8 protein-coding genes are annotated in these 12,913 nt (G+C 44.0%); 4 read left to right on the forward strand and 4 right to left on the reverse strand.

All coding sequences use genetic code 11. The features are described from left to right. Positions 1-24 precede the first annotated feature (24 nt). Together QT990_RS09965 and QT990_RS09970 are read left to right on the forward strand one after the other, a co-directional pair. Complete coding sequence (locus tag QT990_RS09965) at positions 25-5,514, forward strand: glycosyltransferase (RefSeq protein ID WP_333465184.1); 5,490 nt, start codon at positions 25-27, stop codon at positions 5,512-5,514. A gap of 340 nt (positions 5,515-5,854) precedes the next feature. After that, positions 5,855-6,418, forward strand: coding sequence for a DUF7638 domain-containing protein (locus tag QT990_RS09970; protein ID WP_333140821.1), 564 nt, complete (start codon positions 5,855-5,857; stop codon positions 6,416-6,418). Between the two features lie 112 nt (positions 6,419-6,530). Here the strand turns inward: QT990_RS09970 and QT990_RS09975 are convergent, their stop codons facing one another. From QT990_RS09975 to QT990_RS09985, 3 genes are all read right to left on the reverse strand, one after another. After that, positions 6,531-6,722: a hypothetical protein gene (locus tag QT990_RS09975; protein WP_333140819.1), complete on the reverse strand. Its 192-nt coding sequence runs from the start codon at positions 6,720-6,722 to the stop codon at positions 6,531-6,533. A 290-nt stretch (positions 6,723-7,012) separates the two neighbouring features. Further along, positions 7,013-7,906 carry a CNNM domain-containing protein gene (locus QT990_RS09980; protein ID WP_333465185.1) on the reverse strand — a complete coding sequence of 298 codons (894 nt, stop codon included), beginning with the start codon at positions 7,904-7,906 and terminating at the stop codon, positions 7,013-7,015. Positions 7,907-8,425: 519 nt separating this feature from the next. Further along, positions 8,426-9,511 (reverse strand): hypothetical protein, encoded by a 1,086-nt coding sequence (locus QT990_RS09985; protein WP_333465186.1) that lies wholly within the window; start codon positions 9,509-9,511, stop codon positions 8,426-8,428. Positions 9,512-9,624: 113 nt separating this feature from the next. Between QT990_RS09985 and QT990_RS09990 the strand changes: the two genes are divergently transcribed. Then, positions 9,625-10,533 carry a YihY/virulence factor BrkB family protein gene (locus QT990_RS09990; protein WP_333140811.1) on the forward strand — a complete coding sequence of 303 codons (909 nt, stop codon included), beginning with the start codon at positions 9,625-9,627 and terminating at the stop codon, positions 10,531-10,533. A gap of 404 nt (positions 10,534-10,937) precedes the next feature. Next, the gene (locus QT990_RS09995; protein WP_333306189.1) at positions 10,938-11,951 is read left to right on the forward strand and encodes a glycoside hydrolase family 104 protein; all 1,014 of its coding nucleotides are present in this window, start codon (positions 10,938-10,940) and stop codon (positions 11,949-11,951) included. An 80-nt stretch (positions 11,952-12,031) separates the two neighbouring features. Here QT990_RS09995 and QT990_RS10000 read toward each other — a convergent pair whose 3' ends face one another. After that, positions 12,032-12,748 (reverse strand): DevA family ABC transporter ATP-binding protein, encoded by a 717-nt coding sequence (locus QT990_RS10000; RefSeq protein ID WP_333465187.1) that lies wholly within the window; start codon positions 12,746-12,748, stop codon positions 12,032-12,034. Positions 12,749-12,913 lie beyond the last annotated feature (165 nt).

The raw sequence follows: 12,913 nt of genomic DNA on the forward strand, positions 1-12,913 counted from the left end.
CATAATCCACCTTTAGGTATTTCCATGATGAAACCATTATCTCAGCCCGCTTCTTATCCCTATACACCGATGCACAAACATTACGGTTTTGCGGTTTTTGGACCACAGGAAATATTGTCCTATCTGGAAACAGCGCAAAATCTAAAAAATAGCGAACCAAACTGCATAATTACATGGTTCATTACTTCCGAAAGTGAGATTATGTTGCAAAATAATCCTTGCCTTGACCAAGTTGTGGTTATGGAGGGAAGCGCGAAATTTCTCGAAACTGAGATACCGCGTTTGCAAACAGAACGTTCTTGGTCTGGTTTTTTTACTCCTGATTTTCCGAAAAATAATTCTGGCAAACGAATTTTGTTGGGACAACTAGGTTTAAATGGTGATTGTCTTCATGCTACTGTTGTAGCTCGACAAATCAAGCATGACTATCCAGGATGTCATCTAACTTGGGCAATTTCATCTCTTTGTCGTAGCATAATCGAAGAAAATCCCTTCGTGGATGAAATTTGGGAATTTCCAGCCGAAAATTGGAATGAAATATTTGCTGCTTGGTATCAGTTTGAACAAAAATTACAAAAGCGGGTTAAGCAGGGTGAATTTGATGAATTATTTTTCACACAAATTTACCCAGGAAATACTCAAAATTATGATGGGACAACGAAAGTTTCTCTATTGCGAGGCTATCCTAAACCAATTACAGTTCCTTTACAAAATATCTTGAGACTACGCCAAACGGAAGTAGAAAAAGTGCGAATATTTGCCGAACAACACAACCTACAGAACCGCCGTAATATAATTTTGTTTGAGTGTGCATCCAGCAGTAATCAATCATTTGTTACACTTGATTTTGCTTTGTCCTTTGCCCAGGGATTGCTGTCTCTTGTGCCAGATTGTAGTATTATTCTTTCATCTAAATCTAAAGTTCCGGTAGTAGATGCGCGAATTGTTGATGGTAGCACCTTAAGTCTACGAGAAAATGCAGAATTAACAAAATATTGTTCTCTTTTTATCGGTTGTTCGAGTGGAGTGACACAAACAGCATTGACAGATTGGGCAAAACCACTGCCCATGATTCAGTTATTACTGGCATCAACATCAGTATATGCCTCGATCGCACATGACTTAGAATACTGGGGACTGTCATCAGAACAAGTTTTAGAAATGACTGATTTGCCTCCAGAAAGACTGATTGAATGTGTTTACCTGGCGCTGACACGAGGATTTGCCGAAGCTCGTCTAAAATTTCATCAAAAAATACAAGTAGACTTTAATTTTTATCTCACTCATGTTCGCAGTTTTATTTTTCCACATTATGTCAAAGCATCTCGCTCACTTCTAAATACAGTAGCAAGATATGGCTGGCATCAGCAGCTTAAAACCTTTATTCAGACAGAATTAATGCCAACATTAGGTGTACAAACGCCCCCACTTCTCTCTGATGAAGTGTGTACTAAACTCTTAGAAGATTTCATTTTCAGCAAAGAAAAGCCACAAACTCCTCAAGAGGCTGTTAAAACTAACAAACAGCTAGCGAGACAAATGCCTTTAGTCAGTGTTTGTATTCCTACTTACAATGGTGAACAATTTCTAGAAGCAGCGCTAGCAAGTGCAATTGCCCAAACTTATTCTCACATAGAAATAATTGTTTCCGATGATAACTCAACTGACAAAACAGTAGAAATAGCAAAAATATTTCAACAAAAGTATCCAGCTAAAATTACGATCTTAAATCATCATCAATATGGATTAGTCCAAAATTGGAACTTCTGTATATCCCAAGCTAAAGGGAAATATATTAAATTTTTGTTCCAAGATGATCTACTAGAACCGGACTGTATAGAAAAAATGGTGAATTTAGCGGAACAAGACGAACAAATCGGCTTAGTTTTCTCACCTCGTAATATTTTGATGTCTGGGGGTGCTGAAGCTAATTCTGCTTATATGCCAGATTATCAAAATGCCAAAGACACCTACAAAGCTTGGTTGAATTTGAAAGCGATTCAATCAGGACAAGAACTGCTAGAAAAACCTCAGTTATTGAGCGATCCTATTAACAAAATAGGAGAACCAACTACGATATTAATTAAGAAGAACGTCTTCGATCGAGTAGGAGTTTTTGATGCTGATTTATGTCAGCTTGTGGATGTTGAAATGTGGCTCCGAATTATGAGCCAATATAAAATTGGGTTTGTCTATGAGACTCTTTCTCATTTTCGGATTCATCCTAGTCAACAAACTCGGAAAAATTCTGAAACTAGACAGACTATTTTATCAGATTGGTATAAATTTTATCACAAAATTCATGTAGACGATCGCTATCCTCAAAACTTAAGAGAGGAAGCGTTTAATAAGTATACAGCGTTAGGCAAACAACATCCTGGATTAACAACACAGCCTCTTAATGAACTACATAAATCTCGCAAACAACTTGCTGAAACTTGGCTGAGTTTACCTATTGAGCAACTAGAAAATGCTTATGCCAGCGAACTAGGCAAGACACATCAAATGCTACTCAATAGTGCCATTAAAGATGACCCATTTACGGACACAGAAAAAACATTTATCGATCGACTAGCATCGCATCTCTCCCAGGGAGTTAAAAATCCCAAAGATATTAACTACCTACTAGCAGCCGCCCTCTATCGTCGTGCAGATCAGTTAATGCTGAACTATGAAAATGCAGTTATACCTAACTGGTTTGTCAACGACTACCTCAAATTTATGTTTGCTGCGCCTACTCTCTTTCAAGAAATAGGAGAGGCTGACAATTATTGTCGGTATGTGCAGGGATGGGTCAGTTATTTGCATAGCAATATCTTCAAGAACCCAAACTCACAAGTCTGGCAGGACATCGCCTGGTTTTTTACTCAAAGCGCTAACTTTATTCCTCTGTACTTCAATAGTGAAAATCTCAAGGATATATACACAAAGCGCGCAGATATTATTGAATATGCCATGAAAAATCGTGGCGCTGCGATTGATTGCATTTTTCCGGCTAGACCTGCGAATAGGCCGAAAATTCGCCTTGGTGTCCTGACTAAACATTTCGGGGCGATGACGGAAACTTTCGCTACTTTGCCAGCTTTTGAATATCTGAATCGAGAGCAATTTGAAATTATTTTGTACGCTCTCAATCTCGACGGGAATAAACTAGAACAGTATTGTCAGAGTCGCGCTGACAGGCTGGTTAAACTATCTAATGACTTGCCAAGTCAAGTTCAGACAATCCGCGCTGATGACTTAGATATTCTGCTGATTGCTACCAATATTACTGCGGTTACTCATCCGATTAGTTTACTAGCATTGCATCGCTTAGCGCGGGTACAAACTACGTGTTTTAATTCTCCCATTACCACAGGAATGCGACACATTGACTATTACATTGCTGGTAAGTTGATGGAACCTGCACTTGAAGGACAGGAGCATTATCGCGAGCAATTAGCAACTATTGACGGGCCTGGCTGCTGTTTTAGCTATACCCTCGAACCTTACACTCCTAACATTAATTTCACCAGAAATAGTATCGGCATTTCCGAGGAATCGGTGGTCTTTATTTCGAGTGCGAACTTGTATAAGCTAGTGCCGGAGTTAAGGGAAACATGGGCAAAGATTATGGCGGCTGTTCCTAATTCTGTGCTGTTTTTAATGCCCTTCGGCCCTAGCTGGACTAATCATTATCCTGGGGGGGCTTTTGTGAATAATATGAAAGCCGTTTTTGCTAAGTATGGCATTGAGAGTAATCGTTTGCGCGTGTTGAAGAGTTTTCCTAACCGTGCGGATGTTAAAGAAGTTTTGAAGTTGGGAGATGTTTATTTAGATTCCTATCCCTATGCGGGGACTACTTCGCTTGTAGATCCGTTAGAGGTGGGACTTCCAACTGTGGTTAGGGATGGTGATACTTTGCGATCGAGAATGGGGGCTGCGGTGGTACGATCGCTCTCTATGCCTGATTTAATTGCCAATAGCGAAGCATCTTACATTCAACTAGCAGTTACCCTCGGCACTAATCCTGAACTTCGGCAGCGCTATCGCCAGGAAATTCAGCAGAAAATGCAAGCTAATCCGGCTTGTTTTGACAGTGTTGCATACTCTGGGGCGATCGGCAAATTATTCCAAGAACTCTTTGGCCAATGGCAAAGCAGCCACCTGGAAGCATCGCGCCACTTACAGGATAGCATTCCCAAGCAGCCAGATTTCGACGAAATTCTCTCGAACACCGTCAACCTTTACCAAAGAAACTCCTCAAACATCTCAGCAATATCCGAACTGCGTCAAATCCGCAAACAAATCGCTGATTTTTGGCTGAACGTTCCCGCCGAAAACCTCGAAGCAGCCTACAAAAGCGCTTCAGGTAAGAGCTATCAAATCCTGCTCAAGAGCGGCTTCCAACGTCAAGCGATGATCGAAAGCGAACAAAGGTTTTTGCAGCAATTAACCCAGATTAGCAAAGGATTAGTGCATCCCAAAGCTGTCAACGCCTTGCTTGCCGCGATGCTGTATTTCCCGCCGGGAACCATGCGAATTCCCGACGCTCGCAACCGCTTGCCGCACTGGTTAATTGGGGATTACGAACAAGTTTTTGAGACGGAAGCCGCCGCCAAGTCTGAGTCTACTTCTGACTTGCTAGCTCAATACATTCAATCGCCACAATTTGCGAATCAACTGTTAGGATGCGTCAATCTTTACCGCATCGATCCGTCAGACGAATCGGTTGTTTTGGAACTCCGCCAAATCCGAAAACAAATGGCTGATTTTTGGCTGACTGTTCCTTCAGAGAAACTCGAAACTTTTTACCGAGGAGAGGTTCGCAAGGGATATCAAGCAATACTTAGCTGCGGCTTGCAAGCAGAATCAATGACTGAAGCCGAACAGCAGTTTTTGCAGAGATTGACTGAAATTAGCAAAGGGTTGGTGCAGCCTCAAGCTATCAATGCTCTGCTGGGGGCAATGCTGTATTTTGTACCCGGAAAAATGCTGGTTCCCGATGCTCGCACCCGCTTGCCGCAGTGGTTGCTTGAAGATTACGAAAAGGTGTTTGAAAGCGCATTCGCGACAACAGAACCAACAGTTGTCAAACAAGATTATATGCCGCAGTTTCTCAATCAATTAACTGCTGCGGTCAATCTCTATGAAATCGACCCGACGGCTGAATTGGTAATAGCAGATTTGCGGCATATTCGCAAGCAAATTGCCGATTTGTGGCTGAGCGTTTCCGGCGAACAAGTAGAAGTTTTGTACCGGAGCGATTTTGGTAAGGGTTACAAAGCAATGTTGGGCAGCGGGTTTATTAAGGAGCCATTGAATGAGAGCGATCGCGAGTTTTTTAACTCGTTGGTTGTTGAGTTGAGTAAAGGGTTTGGAACGCCTAATGCGGTGAATAATTTGTTGGCGGCGATGCTGTTTTGTCGCCCTGGACTGTTACGGGTTCAGGATGCGAATACTTGTTTGCCGGAGTGGTTGTTGGCGGATTACGAGCAGTTGGTTGGGGGTGCCGTTAAGGTGGCTGTGGGGTAAACGAAGGCGGAGTAGGCGATATCTGTAGGGAAACGGCACTGCCCATTAATGTCAACTTAAGCTTTTAGTCCGCCAGTTCTCCCGCTCACCCGGCAGTCCGCCAGGGAATGAATTCCCTGTCTAATAGCGAAAGTCCTCTGAAAGAGGACTGAGAAGAAGAATTCTTAACTCATTAGTCCTCTTTGAGAGGACTTTCGCTTTGAGGCAGGGGTTTCAACCCTTGCCGGACTATGGGTTTTACCTTAAGTTGACACCCCTTGGGCACGGCGCCGTGTCCGTAAGAGGAGACGGCAGTGCCGTTTCCCTACTGGAATACGCTTGATTGTTAAGGGCAAAAGAAATGCTTCAATTATATAGAAACGGTGAAAATGGAGAAATAATTCGGGGTAAAGGGTTGTCGGCCTTTATACACAACGGCGACTACTACCAAACCATCATCCGAGTTTTTGAAGACGGTATGATCGATTGTTGGGAATGGGTTAACTTTGAGGAATTCAAAACCAAAGTTGCCGAGGGATGGGTTGTTACCCAAGTTCCCAAGGGTGCGAGGATAAGCTGTCACCATCTCTACTACGGAAATTCGACTTTAGAGTTTTATATAGAGATTGATGATTTTGTAAAAGAAGTAGAAGATACGATAAACCGGCTTCAGGGAAAGCAAACAGTTGCAGATACTTGTGTTCAAGCCTTTGCTAAATTCCTAACATTCCCAACAAAAGAAAATAAAAGTAGCTTGCGAGAAGCTTACAATGCTATTCCCAAACATCTGAGAATTTATGTGCTTGGTGATATGGATTGTAAAGATTCTGCTATCAGAATGTGTATCGAAGATACAGAAGTTTCCCAGAAAGTTCTAGAAAGCTTTAAGAGGCACTATGAATGGATCTTGGAACGGTTAAATTAAGCGAAGGTAGGTATGTGTAAATAAACTTTGGTATATCACAAGAAGTAAAGCTATAATAAACCTTGCGATTGCTTCGTTTCACTCGCAATGACATACTCATGTATTTGACAGCTCATTTACTACTATCTGAATCCTCAGTATTGTCCAAAACTCTATCTAGTGATGTTTGACTCGCTTGAAGCCAAAACTCAGCTTCATCATCAGGTAAGAGTGTTACTAATACTTTTGCCCCTTCGGGTAACTCTGATAACTCCAGCAGTTCAATTTTCCCTTGTCGAACAGTAGCCCAAAGTGTTTTCAGCATATCCACCTCATAAACTGTGCTTTATGCAATTTGCAGATTTTTGGTACATTGTCGCACTGAGCGACTAATTACAACCTCACAGGGAGCATCTCACCTTTGCAGCCCTCCGCTAGAAATTGGAGTTTTGAGGCAGGAGGCAGGAGGCAGGAGGCAGAAGGAAAGAGGAAGAAGGAAAGAGGAAGAAGGAAAGAGCCAGAAGAAGGAAGGAGCCAGAAGAAGTATTTTTACAAATATGAGATGCTCCCACCTCACATACATAGATCGAGGAAGTATTTAAGCCTGATTTAGGATCAATTTAACACAAGTTCTGGCTGCTGAGTCTCAAATAAGGGGCGAGTTACCTGACGCAGCAGCACGGTTTCTAAACTGCCTTCTACTACATTTGCTGCTTCTATTTCCAACTCGCCCCACACTAGCCGATCGCCTTGATTGGGCATTTTACCTAAATTGTGGATCGCGAATCCGGCGATTGTTTGGTAAGCTTGGTTAGTCGGCAGGTTTAACCCGAGTTTTTCGTTAACTGCTGTCACTTCCCATAGGCCAGAAATTAGTGCCGAATGAGCATCTTTTTGAACGAGAGTTGCTTCGGAAGGTAACAGCAGCGGTTGAGACTCTTTACTGGTAATCCAACCGGTCAGCAGCCGGACGGTACCGTTGAGAATTGCTAGCAGCGGCCACAGTAATTTTGAGCAGAGTTCGAGGGCCGGCATCAACAGCAAAGCGGTGCGTTCTGGGGCGTGGGTTGCTAATACTTTCGGGATTAGTTCTCCTAAGACTATTTCTACGTAAGTTACTAGGATAAAAGCTGCGGGAACTGCGATCGAATGAGCAGTCAGCACGGCCGAAAAATGACCGATCGGCAATTTGTCGATCCACGGTTCGATCCAGTGTACAGTCGCGCCCTCACCCAACCAACCCAACAGCAAACTCCCTGCTGTTGTGCCAGTTTGAGTCACAGACAGGTAATGCGGTATGTTGTTTTGAGCTTGGTGGACGAGTTCGGCAGTTTTAGCGGTTGGGCGATCGTCCAACTGGGCAAGTTGGCGGATTTGATGGCGATCTGCTGATACTAATGCTAGTTCTGACGCCACAAAAAAGGCGATTAAAAGTGTTAAGCCCGCCAACATTGCTAATCTCAGCGTTGTTTGAGCGACTTCTATTTCCAGGCAAGTAAGGTTGTTCAAGATAGATATCTAATATGATAGATGTTTTAAGTTAATTATTTTATTTTAGCTGGGGATTGAGATAGATCGATCGCCAGACATTGTGGATCTCCGCACTACCCGTATTCGTAGGTGCGGCTGCACCTTACCCGTAGAACTTGTAAACTCTTTCTCTTCTCTTCCTTCGCGCCCTAGCGCTTACGCGCCGCTTCGCTAACGCACCTCGAAGCGGTTCGTTTTAACTGAGATATTGCACCATTCTCAATTACTTTTTTAGGAACAGGCTTTTCGGCCTGTTCCACAAGAAGACTCATTCTTTGTGGAACGGGCCGGAGAGCCCGTTCTTGACAATGGTGCAAGATATCAGTTTTAACTGAGATATTGTACCATCCTCAATTACTTGTTTAGGAACAGGCTTTCCGGCCTGTTCCACAAGAGATGAATTTTCTTGTGGAACAGGCCGGAAAGCCTGTTGTTGACAATGGTGCAAGATGTGAGTAAAAAAAAATCTAATTCACAACACCGGAACTGATTGCTGTATCAACTCTCCCTTACTCCCCGGAGCGAGTTAATTTCCGTAAAAGTCTGCACCGGATCGGACTTCAACCCGCCTTGAATGTAATTCAACTTCACTTCTTCTAACAAATCCGACAGCAGCGACTGCAATTCCCCAAGAGTTTTCTCATCTTGCAATTCCCGCCGCAAACTTTGATTAAATTCTTGGCTGAAATTATCTAGAATTTTTCTACCTTTATCGTCTTCATAAGTAGTAGATACCACATCAACAGCAGTTTGAGCCAAATAATTCGCTAGCTGTTCCGTCATCTCAGTCGGCAAAATATTAATCGGAGAGAAAGTTTGCAGGATTTGATAAAAATCCGACTGTTTGATGGTTGTTTCCAAATTGTGGTGCAGCAATTCTTCTAAATCCGGTTGTACCTGCGGCAAAACTTTGTAAATTGTCAGATCCAAAATCCGCTTGGTAATTTGTTCGATCGTATTTTCCTGATTGACGTGAAGGTACGGCTGCTGCGCCAGCAACATCTGCGCCGCGTCGCCCTGTTTTATCGAAGTTTTAGCTTGATTGATAAACCGCACCATCATGTATTCCGACATCGTATGGGCTAAATAAGCCACCGGTTCGTAGGTAATTTGAGCAACTACGCGATCGAGATTCACCAAACCCGACTTGTGCAGCCGCACCAATACCGGCAGAATGCGGCACCCCTGCCAAATCGGCATCACCAGAAACACCTCGTACCAGCGCCTTAGCAGAAAATCAAACCAAGTTACCCCCGGTTTACGGCGGGTGTGGAACAGACTTTTAATCAAAAACTCCGCCCCAAAAAAACCGATAAAAAACGTATCAATTCGCCAAAACTGGTCAGCGCTTTTCAAATATTCGGGATTTGGCAAACTCGAATTAATGCCTTTAATCGGGTCATAAATTTTAACTAAACCCGGAAAAAAGCTCTGATAAACAGGGCGCAACTGAAGGTAACTGAAATGGAAAAGCACCAGCAAGAAATTAACTACCGCTACTAATGCGCTTAATTTAGCCCAAGAAATTGCTTTTTTAGACAATGTTACATCGGTGTTGTTAACAGTTGTGTGGGAATCTGACATAAAAGTAATTTTCCGAATTGGGTAATCGATAAATCTATCTTGTGGCCGACGCTAAAAAACTCCTAACCTCTTAAAATCCCTGGTAAACGCTAAGTATAAGGAAACCCAAGACCGTGAACTTAAAAACAGTGATATCACTCCTAAAACAAACTTTTACTGAATGGCAAGAAGATAAAGCGCCAACCTTAGCCGCCGCCCTAGCCTATTACACAGTCTTCTCCCTCGCCCCGCTGCTAATTATCGTAATTGCGATCGCCGGTTTAGTCTTTGGTGCAGACGCAGCCCAAGGTCAAATCGTCACCCAACTCCAAAGTTTAATCGGCAAAGAAGGCGCCGAAACCGTCCAAGAACTCATCCTCAAAGCCTCCGAACCAAAGTCGGGAATGATTGCGACTTTAGTAGGTATCGCTACACTTTTGTGGGGGGCTTCCAACGTATTTACTAATCTCAAAGAAGCCCTCAATACTATTTGGAATGTTTCACCGCCCCCCGGACGAGGCATCTGGGGATTCCTGCAAGACCGCATATTGTCTTTTGCAATGATTTTAGGCATAGGCTTTCTACTGCTAGTATCTTTAGTCATTAGCGCCATTTTAGCCGCCGTCAGCTATTGGTTGAACGGCTTGCTGCAATTACCAGTCGGCATTTGGCAGATTGTGGATTTTGCTCTCTCCTTTGGCGTAGTTACGCTGCTTTTTGCCTTAATTTACAAACTTTTGCCCGATGTCCATCTTGCCTGGAATGATGTTTGGATCGGCGCCGCCATCACCTCAGTGCTGTTTACGATCGGCAAATCCATAATTGGAGTTTACCTCGGAGGTAGCGGTATTGCCTCTACCTACGGTGCTGCGGGATCGTTCGTGATTATCTTACTTTGGATCAATTATTCAGCTCAGATTCTCTTCTTAGGTGCTGAGTTTACTCAAGTTTGGGCTAACCGCTACGGTTCCCTGATGCTGGCAAAACGCAAAAATTTGATCGGCATTCAAGCTGAGGAATCCTCCGGGCCCAAACACCGGTAGAATTCTTAATATTAGATACAAAAAAATGCGATCGCTCACTTTTGAGTCAGCCGGATGCCAGCACCTTGAAACCTATGTCAGTTGGGACGGCGAGGCCTGTGGAATCACTAAATTTTAGACTCAACCCATCGCCAAATCTGCCCATGAACTTGACCGGGCGAACACTTAGTAGTATCACTGGATATGGTTGAAACCAGTTTATCTTGATCCCTGTCGCTGCCCTTCGGTGATGACCGAAAAATTTGAAGTTTGCGATCGCCCCGAAAAAGATTTGTTTCCTTGCCAGTCCCGAATTTCAACGGTGAAACCAATCTCAAGTCCACAAACAGGGATATTTCAACCTGAACTCATATCAGGAGGTACTTTTGTACGCATCAAAACATCTGGGAAGCCACCTGCTCCCTATGTCAGACATGGAGCTAATTCGCCTGTGGGTAAACGGTAAATCCCCCCGCAACCGGCGCTTTAGCTGGCAGGCGGCCAACCATTTTCGAGTGTTTGTCGCAAAACCACTGGCACAAGTTACTTTGACAGATGTGGAGACTTTCGCCGCAGCGATGAGAGCTCGGAAACTTCCACCGCGTTTCTACCAGCAAACCTTGGTAGCGCTGAAATCGCTGTTCGCCTTCGGCCAGCAAACGAAAATTTTGCCCGCAACACTCCCCCTTCACCGGTGGCCGGTTCTGCGCGGGAATCGCTCCAAACGCCTTCGTTTTCAACTCTCTTGGGGTTTCTTAATCTGTTTGTGCTTTTTCTTAGGTCGAATGACGCCGCGACTGTGGGGGCAATCGGTCTCGGCAGAAAGCTCGCCCACCCCGAAACGCCTGCCGCAAGTTGCGGCCCTCAATTCACCAGACAAAGGAGAGGATAACATCGATCGCGATCGATCGCCCGAAACTGCAACCCTGAATTCACCAGAGCCCATACAGGATAGCAGACTCGATAGCATCGCGCCCGAACTTCGAGTCAAAGCCTTTCTCGACACCATAGCCGCCGCCGAAGGAACCGCTAGCCCCGACGGCTACCGCACCCAATACACCGGCACGAAATTTGTCAGCTTTCAAGATCATCCCAGAGAAATGAGGTGCGGCCGTCGCTATGGCAAAAAACTCTGTTCCGACGCAGCGGGGCGATATCAGTTTCTCAGCACCACTTGGGACAGATTTGCCAAAAAATTTGGCGTCCGCGATTTCAGCCCCGAAAATCAAGATTTGATGGCTATAGAGTTAATCCGAGAAAAAGGTGCATTAGAAGATATAGAAGCGGGTAGATTGGAGTCAGCAGTCAGAAAACTCGCTTACATCTGGCCTTCTTTTCGGCGTTATGGCGGTTCCGTGGAATCGTCGATGCCCAAACTCGAAGCAATGTACCTGCAAAACTTGGGGATTTATCCGCAAGGATTGGTTGTTAGCAATTAGTTCATTGTTATGGGTTATTTGTTATTTGTTATTAGAACCAACAAATAACAACCAACAAATAACAACTAACTAATAACTATTTATGCTAATTTTCCATCTTCCATGTGAACGATGCGATCGGCAATATCCAAAATTCGGTTATCGTGGGTTACTAACAAAATAGTACAACCCTGTTCTTTAGCCAGTTGCTGCATCAAATTCACCACTTCGCGACCGGATTTGCTGTCCAGGGCGGCTGTTGGTTCGTCAGCTAAAACAATTTGCGGTTGACTGACCAAAGCGCGGGCGATCGCAACTCTTTGTTTTTGTCCCCCTGACAAATCATCTGGATAATAGTTAATCCGCTGTTCCAGTCCTACTAACTCTAGCATTTTTGCAGAGCGATCGCGCATTTGAGAACGCGACAAATTCCCGTGAACTTCCAAACCCATCTGCACGTTTTGCAGCGCCGTCAAACTGCGGTGCAAGTTGTGCGCCTGAAAAATATAGCCAATTTTGCGTCGCGCCCTTACCAATTGGTCTGAACTCGCTTTGCACATCTCTTGACCGAGAATTTTGAGACTTCCCGATTGACCGGATCTCAATCCGCCAATCAAAGTTAAAAGCGTGGTTTTTCCAGAACCGGAAGGCCCAGTCATCAGCACGATTTCACCTGCTTTAATGTCGAGATTAATGTCAAAAAGTACCTGTTTTCGCAGTTGACCTTGACCGAAGTAGTGGTCGAGTTGGTGCGCGGAAATTATAGGTGCAGGAATCTCTAATGCGTTGGTTGTTGGGTAGAGAGTAGTAGAATTCATAACTTTTTGGTTTGAGGTTTTAGATTTAAGAATAAACAGCTTTATTCGCCGAAAAGGCCGAGAAAAAAAAGAGAATGATTACAAAAAATATGTGTGTAGTCAGGAGTTTATACAAAATCTGGCTTGAATACCCCCTTGATTCTTTAGTCCGCTTGGAGTGGACTT

The sequence above is a fragment of the Microcoleus sp. T3_B1 genome (genome assembly GCF_036700445.1).
GTDB lineage: Bacteria > Cyanobacteriota > Cyanobacteriia > Cyanobacteriales > Microcoleaceae > Microcoleus.